The sequence below is a fragment of the Bartonella sp. P12B genome (genome assembly GCF_055796185.1).
This window is the reverse complement of the sequence record NZ_JBTTDI010000003.1, coordinates 187946-203592: the sequence shown is the minus strand read 5'-3', so window position 1 is coordinate 203592 and position 15647 is coordinate 187946. Positions and strand designations below refer to the sequence as shown.

14 protein-coding genes and 1 tRNA gene are annotated in these 15647 nt (G+C 34.0%); 10 read left to right on the top strand and 5 right to left on the bottom strand.

Going from position 1 to position 15647, the window contains the following annotated elements:
* Positions 1–2: 2 nt before the first annotated feature.
* Together rimO and lexA are read right to left on the bottom strand one after the other, a co-directional pair.
* Entirely contained in the window at positions 3–1316 is a 1314-nt protein-coding gene (gene rimO, locus AC0QT1_RS03570; RefSeq protein ID WP_473201656.1) for a 30S ribosomal protein S12 methylthiotransferase RimO, read from the bottom strand.
* A 103-nt stretch (positions 1317–1419) separates the two neighbouring features.
* Positions 1420–2133: a transcriptional repressor LexA gene (gene lexA / locus AC0QT1_RS03565; RefSeq protein ID WP_473200451.1), complete on the bottom strand. Its 714-nt coding sequence runs from the start codon at positions 2131–2133 to the stop codon at positions 1420–1422.
* An 819-nt stretch (positions 2134–2952) separates the two neighbouring features.
* Between lexA and AC0QT1_RS03560 the strand changes: the two genes are divergently transcribed.
* The 9 genes from AC0QT1_RS03560 to AC0QT1_RS03520 all read left to right on the top strand — a co-directional run bounded on the left by AC0QT1_RS03560 (position 2953) and on the right by AC0QT1_RS03520 (position 11202).
* Positions 2953–3028 (top strand) — tRNA-Lys (locus AC0QT1_RS03560).
* 385 nt (positions 3029–3413) lie between these two features.
* Positions 3414–4268: a septal ring lytic transglycosylase RlpA family protein gene (locus AC0QT1_RS03555; RefSeq protein ID WP_473201655.1), complete on the top strand. Its 855-nt coding sequence runs from the start codon at positions 3414–3416 to the stop codon at positions 4266–4268.
* A 364-nt stretch (positions 4269–4632) separates the two neighbouring features.
* Positions 4633–5796, top strand: a complete 1164-nt coding sequence (locus tag AC0QT1_RS03550) for a D-alanyl-D-alanine carboxypeptidase family protein (RefSeq protein ID WP_473200453.1) — start codon at positions 4633–4635, stop codon at positions 5794–5796.
* A gap of 29 nt (positions 5797–5825) precedes the next feature.
* Positions 5826–6473 carry a dTMP kinase gene (gene tmk, locus AC0QT1_RS03545; protein WP_473201654.1) on the top strand — a complete coding sequence of 216 codons (648 nt, stop codon included), beginning with the start codon at positions 5826–5828 and terminating at the stop codon, positions 6471–6473.
* A complete protein-coding gene (locus AC0QT1_RS03540; RefSeq protein WP_473201653.1) occupies positions 6470–7525 on the top strand; it encodes a DNA polymerase III subunit delta' in 1056 nt (351 codons plus the stop codon). The genes tmk and AC0QT1_RS03540 overlap by 4 nt, the downstream gene beginning before the upstream one ends.
* 61 nt (positions 7526–7586) lie before the next feature.
* The gene (gene metG / locus AC0QT1_RS03535) at positions 7587–9134 is read left to right on the top strand and encodes a methionine--tRNA ligase (RefSeq protein WP_473201652.1); all 1548 of its coding nucleotides are present in this window, start codon (positions 7587–7589) and stop codon (positions 9132–9134) included.
* 1 nt (position 9135) lies between these two features.
* A complete protein-coding gene (locus AC0QT1_RS03530) occupies positions 9136–9909 on the top strand; it encodes a TatD family hydrolase (RefSeq protein ID WP_473201651.1) in 774 nt (257 codons plus the stop codon).
* Positions 9910–9919: 10 nt separating this feature from the next.
* Positions 9920–10735 (top strand): MBL fold metallo-hydrolase, encoded by an 816-nt coding sequence (locus AC0QT1_RS03525; RefSeq protein WP_473200458.1) that lies wholly within the window; start codon positions 9920–9922, stop codon positions 10733–10735.
* Between the two features lie 107 nt (positions 10736–10842).
* Entirely contained in the window at positions 10843–11202 is a 360-nt protein-coding gene (locus tag AC0QT1_RS03520) for a hypothetical protein (RefSeq protein WP_473201650.1), read from the top strand.
* A 469-nt stretch (positions 11203–11671) separates the two neighbouring features.
* Here the strand turns inward: AC0QT1_RS03520 and AC0QT1_RS03515 are convergent, their stop codons facing one another.
* The 3 genes from AC0QT1_RS03515 to pcsA are packed head-to-tail and all read right to left on the bottom strand — an operon-like array spanning position 11672 to position 13893.
* Positions 11672–12067, bottom strand: a complete 396-nt coding sequence (locus AC0QT1_RS03515; RefSeq protein ID WP_473201649.1) for a DUF6163 family protein — start codon at positions 12065–12067, stop codon at positions 11672–11674.
* Positions 12064–13101 (bottom strand): enoyl-CoA hydratase/isomerase family protein, encoded by a 1038-nt coding sequence (locus AC0QT1_RS03510; protein ID WP_473201648.1) that lies wholly within the window; start codon positions 13099–13101, stop codon positions 12064–12066. The genes AC0QT1_RS03515 and AC0QT1_RS03510 overlap by 4 nt, the downstream gene beginning before the upstream one ends.
* A gap of 21 nt (positions 13102–13122) precedes the next feature.
* A complete protein-coding gene (gene pcsA, locus AC0QT1_RS03505; RefSeq protein ID WP_473200462.1) occupies positions 13123–13893 on the bottom strand; it encodes a phosphatidylcholine synthase in 771 nt (256 codons plus the stop codon).
* 271 nt (positions 13894–14164) lie between these two features.
* Between pcsA and AC0QT1_RS03500 the strand changes: the two genes are divergently transcribed.
* Entirely contained in the window at positions 14165–15331 is a 1167-nt protein-coding gene (locus tag AC0QT1_RS03500; protein ID WP_473201675.1) for a UbiH/UbiF family hydroxylase, read from the top strand.
* Positions 15332–15647: the final 316 nt, after the last annotated feature.

Genomic DNA, 15647 nt, shown 5'->3' with positions numbered 1-15647 from the left:
CTTTAAACCGCTACACCATAAAGATCATAAGCATCTGATTGTTCAATTTTTACGGTGACAAATTCACCAACACGTAATGGTCGTCGTGATGATATATGCACAACACCATCTACTTCTGGAGCATCATATTGACTTCGACCTTTAGCAATTTTTCCTTGACTTTCATCGATCAGAACTTGAAGTCTTCTTCCAATTTTTTTCTTTAAAAGGTGGGTAGAAATTTGTTGTTGTTTGGCCATAAAACGATGCCAGCGGCTTTTTTTTACTTCTTCAGAAATTTTTTCTAATCCTAAATTATTTGCGGCAGCACCTTTTACTTCTTCGTATTGAAAACAGCCAGCACGTTCAATTTTTACTTCCTCTAGCCATTCGAGAAGCATATTAAAATCTTCATTCGTTTCGCCTGGAAAACCTACAATAAATGTTGATCGTAAAGTGAGATCTGGACAAATTTTTCTCCACTTTTCAATTCTACGATTAGTTTTTTCCATAAGAGCAGGACGTTTCATATTGCGTAAAACGGTTGGTGACGCGTGCTGAAAAGGGATATCCAAATAAGGAAGAATCTTTTTTTCTGCCATAAGCTCAATAACTTCATCTACATGAGGATAAGGATAAACATAATGCATGCGTATCCAAATACCCATATTGCCTAGTTCGCGACAAAGATCAAAAAATTTAGTTTTTATTGTGCGATCTTTCCAAGAACTTTCGGAATATTTCATATCAATGCCATAAGCACTGGTATCTTGTGAGATAACCAAAAGCTCTTTTACACCGGCCTGTACAAGTTTTTCCGCTTCTCGAAGAACATCATTGATGGGGCGTGAAGTAAGGTCACCACGTAGAGTAGGGATAATACAAAAGCTACAGCGATTAGAACATCCTTCAGAAATTTTTAAGTAAGCATAATGGCGAGGAGTTAAGCGAATACCTTGCGGAGGAACTAAATCGATAAAGGGATCATGAACTGGAAGAATTACTGAATGAACAGCTTGTATAACACTTTGATAGTCCTGCGGTCCTGTAATAGCTAATACATTAGGGTGTGCTTGACGAATAACATCAGGATCAGCACCTAGACATCCAGTTACAATAACTTTTCCATTTTCTTTGAGGGCTTCATCAATATTAGCTAATGATTCCTTTCGAGCAGAATCAAGAAAACCACAGGTATTCACAATAACGAGATCAGCACCTTGATGCTTACGTGAAATTTCATAACCTTCAGAGCGTAGTTTTGTAATAATTCGTTCAGAATCTACGAGTGCTTTTGGGCATCCGAGGGAGACAAAACTAATACGAGGTGCTGCCATGATATATCTTGCAATTTTATAACGATTAAATTTTATTTATTATTTTTTAAATTATTAAGAATAAAAAGTTTTCTTTATTTTTGATATGTGTGCAATTTATTTTTTAATATTTGCGAATAAGTCCGATAATTTTACCTTGTATCTGTATACGCTCCGATTCATATATGCGTGTTTCGTAATGAGGGTTTGCTGCCTCCAGTGCAATGGAACCCCCATTGCGTCGATAACGTTTTAAAGTTGCTTCTTCTTTGTCAATAAACGCCACAACAATTTCACCTGTTATCGCAGTATTTTGACGTTTAACAATTATAGTATCTTTATCAAGAATACCAGCTTCAATCATAGAATTATCTTTAACTTCTAAAGCATAGTGCTCACCCGAATTAATCATCTCTTGTGGTAAAGAAAGCGTATTTATTTGTTGTGATATAGCGGAGACAGGCATACTTGCAGCAATACGGCCCATAATAGGGATAGTGATATTCTTTTTCTCTTCTATCTCAAAATTATCAAGATCATTTAAGTTTTTAAATATTTTTCTTTTGTTTTTTTCCATCATAATTGGAGAAATTTTACGCGCTAAAGAAAGATTAAATGTTATTTTTTCTGGAAGTCGAATTACTTCTATTGCGCGGACACGATTGGGCAAGCGGCGTATAAAACCTCGTTGAGCTAAGGCTATAATAAGCTTATGAACGCCAGACTTTGACGAAAGCTCCAATGCAATTTTCATTTCTTCGAAGGAAGGAGATACACCGGTTTCTTTTATATGATTATGAATGAACAAAAGTAATTCATATTGTTTACATGTTAACATTCAATATTCCAGTTAAAAACATCAAATATGAGAAAAAAAGGAAGATAAGATATATTAATCTATAAATATTATACATTTTTTTGGAAACTGCATCAAACAAATTTACTTTATTTTTTATATTAATAATATAATATACTATAATTTAAAATTTCATTTTATAAATATAAAATATTTGCAATCTATTATTTTTATATGATTTACTTATATAAAGTGAGATAAATTACCTTAAAATAAATCCTATTATAAAATATTTCAGTTAAAAAGCATCCTGTAAATTTGAAAAAGATTGAAAATTCTTTGTATATTTAGAATAATTTTATATATTATTTCAGTTTTTCTTTTTTTAGGATAAGTATTTATAACTCTATAAAACATTAAACGATAATCTTTTTATCGTCACGACTGATATTTTAGAACATCATTTTAGTTATGCTGAAATTCTGTTTTATGTTTCCTCTATTTTTATATAAGAATAAGCTTCCAGTCCATGGAAATTATAACCTTACCAACGCCATGCTCATGTTAGAAAGTTGGAAAAACATCTAAAGACAGTAGAATCACTTTTTTATTGTTCGTTTTTATTATTTGTAAAATTCATTTACCTGTTTCTACATACGTTTCCTATATTTTAAAATTATTCCTTTTATTCAAATTCGGAAGGAAGAGAATTTTATATTATTACAGTGATGAGGAATAGGGGGAAACATAAAAGTATTGATAACTAAACAAAATATAATATTTTTTTTCGAAAGGTGTTGACCAAATGAAAAGTCGACCGTATGTTCCATTCACTTTCTACAAGCGACTTGACTTGTTTGGGAGCGCGTAGCTCAGCTGGTAGAGCAACTGACTTTTAATCAGTAGGTCCAGGGTTCGAATCCCTGCGCGCTCACCAATAGCAGCATTTTAAAATTCCAGAAAAATGATACGTAATTATTAAATTGCTCCAGTGATTATAGTTTTTCTACGTTAATCAGAGAGTTTTATCGCTTATCTTGCAGAATCAGCATATTTATTCACAGTTTATATTATGTGATTATATTTTTTATTAATATATTGATTTTTTTATTTTTTAATTGAACACAATGTCTATTGTATTGTATCTTTTTCCTGCGAAAAATCATAAAAAGATTAATGTTGTATTAATTTCTTGATAGCAGATGCTTTTTCAAGATACTATAAGCGCGCGAGGGGAATCATCCAGAAATGTGAATTTCCCTATTGCGCGAATGTGCGATGTGGTTTTCGCAGTATAGCAATAAAAATAAGCGGGCTGACAGATGCTTTTAATTAGCAAAGAGAAGTTTACTTCCATTCTTAATTCAACATTTCAATTTGTTTCTGTAGTAGCTGTTTCTCAGTTATTGGTATCTTGCTGTGCAAGCCAAACAGCATTTTTTGGAGTAAAGAGTTATTATCATAATAATAAGCCAACAGATGTAAAAATTGCTGTGTTTCCTAAAAAAACTTTAAGTGAAAAAAATCAATCAAAAGAAAAGAGAAGTGGGCAAGCCATTGTTGGTAAACCTTATCAAATAAAAGGAAAGTGGTACTATCCTCAAAATGATCCAACTTATCAACGTGTTGGTGAAGCATCATGGTATGGTTCAGATTTTCATGGGCGTTTAACTGCAAATGGTGAGGTTTATGATATGAATCTCTTGACTGCTGCTCATCCAACAATGCCTTTACCCAGTTATGCTCGTGTTACGAATCTAGCAAATGGATCTTCTATCATTGTTAGAGTTAATGATCGTGGTCCTTTTATAAAAGATAGAATTATTGATTTATCAAAGCAAGCTGCTGAAATTCTTGGTTATGCAAATGCAGGTGTGGCAAATGTTAAAGTGGAATACATCTCTGAAGCACCAGTTGGACATTATGATGGTGCTTATTTAATGGCTTCTTATACATCAGGAAATTACGCCTCATCCTCATTGGTATTGGCAAATTTGTCTAAAGAAAAAGAAAGTGCCGCATTAGAAAGAAGATTCAGTACAGATAATCAAAAGCAACCTAATAAGGCTGTTTTTATAAGATTGCCAGAAATTGGTCCTGTTTTGATTGATAAGCCACCGCTGTTTGATCAAGTGGCTTTTATAAATAAGTTAAACAAAAAGCTAAGAGTCAATTAGCTACAGCTGTTGCATATAAAAAACAAGTTTTTTCTGACCTTTATATAATTATCAAATTATAGATAATTAGAAATGGTTAATTGTAATAATGTTTCATCTTAAATAAAACAAATAAAATTGTGTGTTACTATAAAAAAGGTAATGCACTTTGGTATCATTTTTGCATTTTACGAGTACATTAAAATATCAAAAATAAATTCTACAAGAAAAATGAAAAATAGAGTATAGTGTGTTGTTCATTTTGATAGTCATAAGCAAAAAGAGAAAGCTATTCTAAGTTTGTAATGACAGTTTGCAGAAAACAAATCTTTTCTTACACAAGGAGATTCTTTATGCTGATTCTTTAGATATGGGAGAAGCAGCTATGCATACAGCATTAAGAGTTTTATTTACCTTACTTTGGATGTTGACGTTAAATGGGGGGGGCAAAGCACAGAATTTTCAATTTCCTACGTCGTCATTACTGTTATTGGATGATAACACAGATACAATACTTTTTGAAAAACAAAGTGATATTGTTTTTTTTCCTGCTTCATTAGCAAAATTGATGACGGCTGAAGTCGTTTTTCATCAATTAAAAAAAGGAGCGTTAAGCACTACACAGAAATTTAAGGTCAGTGAAAATGCTTGGCGTAAAGGTGGAGCACCTTCTGGTACAACCACTATGTTTGCAAAAGTAAAAACAGAAATTAGTATCTCTGACCTTCTGCGTGGTTTAATTATTGTCAATGGTAATGATGCGGCTATTATTCTCGCTGAAGGAATATCAGGAAGTGAGGCTGATTTTGCTAAACTGATGAATCAGCGAGCTAAAACACTTGGATTATCACATAGTCATTTTGTTAATGCAACAGGGCTTCCTGAAGAGGGGCAATTTGTAACATTACATGATATGATTACATTAGTGCGTCATATTGTTCATGAGTATCCTGATTACTACATGATTTACCGTGAACCTCACTTTACTTGGAATAATATTTTTCAACGGAACAAAAATCCTCTTATTTCTAAAGAAATTGGCGTTGAAGGATTTAGTTCTGGCTATAGCGAAAAGGATGGAGGTTCAATGGTTGTTACCATTTATGAAAATCAACGACGTCTTTTTTTAGCAATAAATGGTTTGCAAGATGCTAAAAGGCGTACAACGGAAGTAGAACGCATTCTTCAATGGGGAATGACAGCTTTTGATCTTAAAACAATTTTCAAAAAGGGAGAGACGGTTGGCCATGCTTCTGTTTATGGTGGAATAAAAAATTCTGTTTCTCTTATTGTTAAAGAACCGATAAGCTTTATGCTCTCGAATGAAAAAAAAATGAATATTAAGGCAAAAATTAAATATCATGGTCCTTTAAAGGCACCGATTGTTTTAGGGCAACCTGTTGGTGTTCTACAAATTTTAGAAGATAAAAAAGTTCTTCTTGAAAAAACGGTTTTTGCTGGAAACAATGTTCAGGAAGGAAGCTTTTTGATAAAAGCAAAAAATGCATTCTATGAAATAACAATTGGATGGTTACGAAAATATTTATAATACGAGCTAGATAAGATTAAGGTTTATACGTGTCAGGTTATTTTATTACATTCGAAGGAGGGGAGGGAGCGGGGAAAACAGTGCAAATTTCTTTGCTTTCTCAATATCTTTCTGGCCAAGGTTATGACGTTGTTACAACGCGAGAACCAGGAGGGACACAAGGTGCAGAAGCAATCCGCTATATTCTATTGTCTGGTAAAGCTCAACATTATGGACCTTTAATGGAAGCGCTTTTGTTTACAGCAGCGCGTGCTGATCATGTTAGTGAAGTTATTATACCTGCATTACAAAAAGGAAAAATTGTTTTATGTGATCGTTTTATTGATTCCACACGCGTTTATCAAGGACTCAATGATCGCGTGAATTATTCTACTCTTACTGTTTTAGAATGTGTTGCACTTAATGGGGCAATGCCTCATTTAACATTTTTGTTAGATATACCAGCAATATATGGTATGGAGCGTGCAAATTTGCGAAGAAAAAAAATAACAAAAACAATAGATTATTTTGAAAAAGATAATTTAGAGATACAAGAACAAAGGCGGCAAGCCTTTTTGCAATTAGCTAAACAGGAGCCTCATCGGTTTCGCGTAATTGATGCCACAGATACAGTGGAAGTTATTGCGCATCAAATAAGAGATATTTGTTATCAAGCAATGTTGGATCAGTTTTCATGAATGATGTAAATTTTTTGCGCCAATATGATGATATCGCGACAGTTTTATCCCCTTCACAGAATAATAAGATCTTTGGTCATGAGGATGCTCGTCACTTTTTGGCACAAATGCTTAAGGGGGGAAATTTACATCATGCTTTATTATTTGAAGGAGAATATGGAATTGGCAAGTCCACATTGGCATTTCATCTTGCTTGGAATATTTTAAGCTCTCAAAGAGATGTTTTTTTGCAACCAGAGAATAATTCTATTACATGGCACAAAATTACACAGGGGAGTCATCCTAACCTTTTACATATTTCACGTCGTTTTGATTTAAAAACGCAAAAATTTAAAACAGGTATACTCATTGATGATATCCGCGATGTTATGCATTTTTTAAATCAAACATCGCAAGATAATGGGTGGCGTATTGTTATCATTAATCCTGCAGATGATATGAATAGAAGTGCAGCCAATGCCATCCTTAAAACACTTGAGGAACCTCCTACAAAGACCTTATTCATTCTTATCACACATTCTCTAGGAAAATTGCTCCCAACAATTCGCTCACGATGCCAGCAAATTTCCTTGCGTTCCTTGCGTGATGATGAGATGAAAAAAGCCATTACACATATTTTTTCCAATCAGAATTTACCTGATGAAAAAACTGTTGAAATGATTATTAAAAGATCCAAAGGAAGCCCTCGAAAAGCTGCTTTACTTATTTGCGATGGTGGTTTTGAAATTATTAAAACCATTGATACTCTCTTGGAGCAATCCGTTTGCAATCCAACTGTTGTACATACAATTGCACAAACACTTTCATCTCTTTCTTCAGGAATTCAATTTCAACAATTTTGCGATGAAATTCTTGATAAAATTCAAAAAAAAGCTATCATGCTTGTTGAGAGGGAAGATTTGTATCTTTCAAAAAAATGTGCGCAAACATGGCAGGAGATTCATCAGGAAATAGGAGAAATACAGTCATTTAATCTCGATAAAAAGCAATTCATTATTAACCTGCTTTTTAAAGTTCATAAGATCATTCGTGAGACTGAGCTTTTTCCGTGACAATGTGATTAACAGACGTTATGTCATTGTAGCTTTTATTGTATTTTGCAACGAGTCTGACATGCGCGACACATATTACATAACAACTCCAATTTTTTATCCTAATGGTACCCCACATATTGGGCACGCCTATAGTGCAATTGCAAGCGATGTTTTGGCTCGTTTTCAGCGATTAGACGGAAAAAATGTATTTTTTCTCTCTGGTACAGATGAACACGGCTTGAAGATGCAACAGACAGCAGAAGCGTTAGGTATAACACCTAGACAGCTTGCAGACCGTAATAGCGCAGCATTTCAAAAAATGCTTGCAGTATTAAATTGTTCTAATGACGATTTTATTCGAACCACAGAAGAGCGCCATTATCAGGCTTGTCAAAACATTTGGAAAAAGATGGAAGCAAATGGTGATATTTATCTTAGTCGTTATACTGGTTGGTATTCAGTTCGTCAGGAAGCCTATTATGAAGAAAAAGATACTGTAGTTGGGGAAGATAATATCCGTCGCGAAAAGGAGTTAGGATCTCCAGTTGAATGGAACGAAGAAGAAAGTTATTTTTTTAGACTGTCCCGTTATCAAAAAGCTCTTCTTGAATATTATGAAAAACACCCTGATTTTATTGCTCCGCCTGAACGACGTAACGAAGTTATAAGTTTTGTCAAATCGGGTTTAAAGGATATTTCCATTTCACGTGTAAGTTTTAATTGGGGAGTTCCTGTTCCAAATAATCCAAAACATGTGATGTATGTTTGGGTTGATGCACTGACAAATTATCTTTCAGCAATTGGCTTTTTCGATGAAACTGCGAATAAACGAGATTTTTGGCCTGCAAATACTCATATTATTGGTAAAGATATTATTCGTTTTCATGCAATCTATTGGCCAGCATTTTTAATGTCTGCTGGAATTGAATTTCCTAAGCATATTTTTGCTCATGGTTTTTTACTTAACCGCGGTACAAAAATGTCAAAATCCATTGGAAATGTCGTTGATCCTTTTGAAATGGTTGATCACTATGGTCTTGATCAGGTACGTTACTTCCTTCTTCGTGAAGTACCATTTGGACAAGATGGTAGTTATAGCCATGATAGTTTTGTGAATCGCATTAACGCAGATCTTGCTAATGATCTTGGTAACTTAGCACAGCGCTCTTTGTCTATGATTGCCAAAAATTGTGAGGCAAAAGTTCCTATACCAGCTGCATTTTTAGTTCAAGATCAACAGCTTTTAGAACAATCTCTTCAAGCACTTAAAATTGTACGCCAAGCCATGTCTTGCCATGGGATGCATTTAGCACTTTCAGCTATTTTTTTAGTTATAGCAGATGCTAATCGCTATTTTGCTAGCGAACAACCTTGGAGTTTACGGAAAAGTAATCCAGAAAGATTTTCTACAGTTCTTTACGTAACTGTAGAAATTCTACGGCGAATAGGAATTATGCTCTTACCTTTCATACCACAGTCAGCGACCAAACTTCTTGATAGCCTTGCGATAGCAGAAGACAAGCGGTTATTGCATCATATTAATCATTCAAAAATTCAAGAAGGCCTTGATCTTCCACCACCAGAACCCATTTTCCCCCGTTATATTTTAAAGAAAGACGAGACTTAGTATGCTCATTGATACACATTGTCATCTTGATTTTGAAGATTTTTCACAAGATTTGAATGATATTATCCAGCGGGCTTTAGATGCTAACGTTGAACGTATGATAACAATTTCAACACATGTTCATAAGTTGGATAAGCTTTTAGCAATTGCGCAGACTTATCAGCAAGTCTTTTGTTCCGTTGGCACGCATCCCAATCATGTCCATGAAGAACAGAATATTACAGCCGAAGAGCTTATTCAATACTCACAGCATCCTAAAATTGTTGCGTTTGGAGAAGCTGGCCTTGATTATCATTATAATTATTCTTCACCAGAAAAACAAAAGAAAGTTTTTCAAGAACATATCATTGCTTCTCGAGAAACACAGCTTCCTCTTGTCATACATTCACGCAATGCCGATTTGGATATGGAAAAAATATTACGCGAACAAATAAAAGAAGGTGCTTTTCCATTCGTTCTTCATTGTTATTCATCTGGAATGCAACTTGCTCGTGCTGGCATTGAACTTGGTGGTTATATTTCTTTTTCAGGCATTCTTACTTTTAAAAATGCGCTTGAAATCCGCGAAATAGCAAAAATTGTGCCTCATGAACATTTATTGGTGGAAACAGATGCACCATTTTTAGCGCCTATGCCTCATCGAGGAAAAAGAAATGAGCCATCTTTTGTTTGTCATACAGCAGCTATTTTAGCTGAAACAATTGGCTTAAGCATTGAAAAAACAGTTCAGATAACAACCTGCAATGCTTTTCGTTTATTTAGCAAAATGAAATAAGGTAAAAGGTATGTTTGATAAATACCGATTTACAATATTAGGCTGTGGTTCCTCTCCAGGAGTTCCACGCCCTAATGGTGATTGGGGAGCTTGTGATCCCAATAATCCTAAAAATAAACGCTATAGAAGTTCTTTATTAGTTGAACGCGTTCATACATCCGGAAAAAAAACAACTATCGTTATTGACACTGGTCCAGATTTTAGATCACAAATGATTGAGGCTTGTGTAAACCATCTTGATGCTGCACTCTATACGCATTTTCACGCAGATCATATTCACGGTATTGATGACTTGCGCAGTTATGCGCTTGCACAAAAATGCTTAATCGATATTTATGCAGACACTTGCACATTAGGGCATTTGAAAAATGCTTTCGGATATTGTTTTCAAAATCTAAAAGGTTCATCTTATTCACCCATTTTAAAAGAGCATCTTATCAACGAAGAGAGCCAGTTCATAATTCAGGGGCGGGGAGGAGCAATAATCGTTAATACACATTTGCAATGTCATGGGAAAATTCAATCTTTAGGTTTTCGTATTGGTAATGTTGCTTACTGTACAGATGTGAGTAAATTTCCTGAAAAAACATTACCAAAATTAATGAATTTGGATGTTTTAATTATTGAGGCGCTGCAATTTGAAGCTCATCCAAGTCATCTTTCCGTTGATCAAGCAATACAATGGATAAAATATTTAAAACCAAAACAAGCTATACTCACTCATATGGATAGATCTCTTGATTACAGTAAAGTTGTAAACTATGTCCCATCATATGTTACACCTGCATATCAAGGGCTTGTTTTTGAAATAGATGTACCGATCTAGCAACCAAATATTTCCTGTTAACTAAAAAATTCTTTTAAATTATAGCCTTTATTTTGTTTTATTTTCAACTTATTTATGTCTACTTTTTATATTAGAGTGAGGTTTCTATGTATAGCTATTTTAAGCGGGTAACATGTATTGTGATTTTAGCGATTTTCTTATCAGCATGTGGGGGACGTGTAGAAAAAAACATTTCAGTTACAACATTACACGATGGAGCAATGAGCTGTGGTGATATTCAACGAGAGTTTTTTGCTAATAGACGTCAGATTAATGACACAGCTGCAGAGCGATCTAAGGCAAGAAATAAAAACGTAGCTTTAACAGCAGCAAGTGTTGTCTTTGTTCCTGCTTTGTTTTTTCTAGATGTAAAATCAAGTGAGAGTAACGAAATTGCTGCTCTAAATAACCGTAATGCTGTTTTAAGTGACCTTGCGTATATGAAACATTGTAAACTACCACAATAATTTCGCATTATTATACCATATGTATTTTTTTTGGCTTTAAGTCATATTACTTAAAGCCAAGTTTTTAATATGTTATTTATTGTCTAAAATATTTTTGTCAAAATTTTGCCATAATTTTGTTTAAAAGATGAATTATGCGACATAAATATGAACAATACGTGTCTAAAGTAAGGGTTGCTCTGTTTTCGTATAGATTAGGCTCTTTATTTTTTCTACGTCATAACATTATCGCATAATATATATTATGGAACTTTTAAAAATGAAAGGATATAAATTACATGGCAGCAATGGCAATTTGGGGAACAGTTTCAACATTATTATGGATATTTTCAACAAAATACAATAGTGTTTTCGATTTGTGGTGGGTACCTTTTGTTTAATTTGTTTAAGAAGACTTAATAAGCTTTTAAGATTAAAAATCGGGTCAGTTCATTCTGGCCCGAAAACTTAAATTGCCACTTAATCATGATCACGATTTCTTTTTTAAAACATTAATTTTGATAATCTGTATTATCACAAAGGCTAGAAATAACATCCCATAAAGTAACAGTACGATAGAAATAGAAGCAGAATAATATATCATTACTGTTTCAGTAAATGCAGCAATGCACCATAAAACAACACCCCATAGTGAATACATCCAAAGTCCGATTAAGGCGATAGGATAAACAATAGCTAATATGGCTGATGCAAATTGCCACTGCCATGGCATGAGATCAAAACGCCATAGAATACCTGGCAGAACACCAACGAGACGCACCCAATAAAAAACGCTTAAAGCTAAGCAAATGAGCGCTAAAAAACGCAAATAACACTTATAAATTAAATTGATTTTTGCGATCTGTTTTTGAGAATCTTTTTTCAAAATAATAATTCTTTTTCAACAGGTTGAAAATAAGCATCTATCATTTCATCTGTTACTGACGAAAGTTTGTTTGGCTGCCATTTAGGTGTTTTGTCTTTATCAATTAACATTGCACGCACACCTTCACGGAAATCATGCGAACTTATCATATGATGTGCGATGCGATTTTCAATTTTTATACAATCTTCTAAAGTTTGAGATAGATTTCGTTTCATTTGTTTCCAAGTCACTTTTAAACTTATTGGAGAGCGTGATCGCAAAATATCATAACATTTTTTGGCAAATAAAATGCCTTCTTTGCTTTTTCTATCAAGCAATTCGAGACATTCTTCCAACGTATCGGCACCAAAACAAGCGTTGATAATACAGCGTATTTCATGACTTGTTTCATAGTCTTTCGTTATTGCTCGTTCTTCTAAAGCTAATTTAAGATCTCCTTGTTCAATAATAGTTTTTTTAATGTACTCTAAATCAATTTCAGGAACAGCATGTGTTGCTAACCCTAAATTTAAGCAATCACCCCATTTTATGCGCGCGCCAGTCAATGCAAGGTAAATACCAAAATGATCAGGAAGAGATGGTAAGAAAAAACTTGCACCAACATCTGGAAAAAATCCAATAGCACATTCTGGCATAGCAAAGAGCGCATTTTCTGTAACAATTCGGTGTGAACCGTATATGGAAATACCTACCCCTCCTCCCATCCAAATACCGTTTAAAAAAGAAATGTAGGGTTTTGGAAAACGCTTAATATAAGCATTTAAACGATACTCGTCGCTAAAATATTGGTAAGAAGAATCCGTATGATAGATTTCTACAACATCTCCACCAGCGCAAAAAGCACGTCCCTCTCCTTCAACTAAGATGCAAGAAATACCATCATCTGTTGCCCAAGTGTTGAGAGCTTTTTTTAAGGCGTAAACCATTCGATGATTAAGAGCATTTAACGCTAAAGGACGCGTGAGCTTTATAATGCCAGCATGTCCCTCTTTTTTAAAAAGAATATCATTACCCGCCCCAAAATCAATCTGCATCTCATACCTTTCCCAAAGTATCTATTTTTGTTTTTTCTCACCCAATTTAGGAAATAGCTGCATGATAGCACCAATACAATATATATAAATGCCTGTTACTGAAATTCCTAGTTTAACCCAATATGGAGCATCTAGTTTGTAAAAAAATGCGGCTAGGCCAAAAGAGCACCATAAAAGAAAAATTGGAAAATTAAGCCACCGCAAACGAATAACTCTTACTGGATGAATAAAATAAATTGGTAAAAAAGATATAATTGCTGACAAAACAATAATGATAAAAGTAACCCACTCCCCTGGTTTTACTACAAAAAGCACGAAAACCATCATATTCCAAACCACAGGAAAACCTTTAAAAAAGTTTTCTTTGGTTTTCATTCCAGTGTCTGCATAATAAATAGCGGATGAAATGACAATGATAGCACTCAATAAAAACGATAGTTCTGACTCCATTAAACCACTTTGATAAAGTGCAAAAGCTGGAATTAAAACATAAGTTACGTAATCAATAATGTTATCTAAAAGTTCTCCGGACCAAGTTGGTAGAATGTATTTGACATCAAGTTTGCGCGCAATTGGCCCATCAATACCATCAACAAGAAGTGCAAATCCAAGCCAACAAAACATAGCAGTCCATTCTTTTTGAGATGCCGATATTAGAGAAAGAAATGCTAAAAATGAACCTGAAGCTGTTAATAAATGGACAGAAAAAGCCTTTGCTTGTGGCATCGTTACTTTTTTATGGCGCAATAGATCGGCATTCTTTTTAATCTTTTTTGTTAACTTACGTTTCAAAGTTTTCTTATCCTTGCTTCAAAAATTTTCATCAATATACCAATACGCCATTTTTACTTATGATATGACTTACCGTACAAAAATCATAAAAAGGTTACTTTTTTATATCGCATTATTATTACATAATATAATAGAAGATCTTCATACAATAAAAAGAGATTATTTTTTTAGAAACATTAAAATATTTGGTAAATGGAAAAAGGCTCAATCCGCTGTGACATTGAAAAACAAGCATAAAGATATTGCTGTCATTGGTGCGGGACCAGTGGGTATGCTAGCAGCGCTTAGTCTTGCACATAAGGGCTGCTCTGTTTGTCTTATTGGTCCACCTACTCGTGCAAATGAGTTACGGACAACTGCTCTTATGATGCCGGCAATACGTATGCTTCAAAAACTCAACATTTGGTATATTCTTAAACAACATGCCGCCCCTTTATCATTCATGAGAATTATAGACATAACCTCTAGAAGCGTTCGTGCCCCTACTGTAAATTTTTCTTCTGCTGAAATTGGTGAAGAGGCTTTCGGTTATAATATCCCTAATATAGAGTTAAACAATGCTTTAGTCTCTAAAATTGCACATACACCTAATATCATAAGATTTATTTCTTTAGCAAAATTTTTTCATTATCAAAAAAAACATGTCTCTATTACTCTTGAAGATGGTAGAGATATTCAAACCTCTCTTGTTATTGCTGCTGATGGATGTCACTCTCCAACACGAACGGCAGCAGGTATAGGTGTTAAGCAGTGGAATTATCCGCAAAAAGCACTTGTTCTCAATTTTTCTCATGAGTTTTCTCATCAAAATACATCAACTGAATTTCATACAGAAAATGGTCCATTTACACAGGTTCCATTACTAGGAAAAAAATCCAGTCTTGTATGGGTTGTTAGTCCTTCTCGTGCTGAGAAATTGTTAACAATAGGGTCAAAAACAATTGAAAAAATAATGGAAGATCAAATGCAGTCTATGCTTGGAACACTGACATTAGAAACACCAATTCAAGCATGGCCACTTTCAGGACTTATTGCTCATCGTTTTGCTGCCAACCGAATAATATTAATAGGCGAAGCAGCCCATGTTTTTCCTCCTATTGGAGCACAGGGATTAAATTTAGGATTTCGTGATGTCCAAACTTTGATTGATATTTTACCCAACCAAATATCCGATTCTAACGCTGAAATGATTATTGTGCGTTATAACAAATGTCGAACACCTGATATAATTATCAGAAGTGGAGCTGTTCATACGCTTAACTCTGCTTTACTTTCCGATATGTTGCCTGTTCATATTGTGCGAAGTGTTGGACTTGGATTGTTACGTAATTGCTCACCGTTACGGAATTTATTTATGCGAGAAGGAATGTATCCTAGTTACGGATTCAAAAAAATTATGCAAACATTCCTAAAAAATCTACCAAACACGCCCATTTGATTTTTTTAGTGAAATCAAAATATATAGTAATTAAGAGAACAAACAGGATCGGCGAATATTTATGCTGGTAAAAGAAGTATTTTTGGTTTTCAGATTTTTATCAAACATTTAAAATTAAATACCATATTATTTCTAGGTCATCACAGCAGTAAGATTTTTTAATAAATTGTAATCAAAAAATATTACGTGATAATCCATATAACAATATAATGCATAAAATCTATCATCATATATCTTTTCTATTTATATTAGTTGTTTCAGAAGTATAAAAAATTATTACAAACAGAAACTTACGTCCATTTTTCTTATAAGAAGC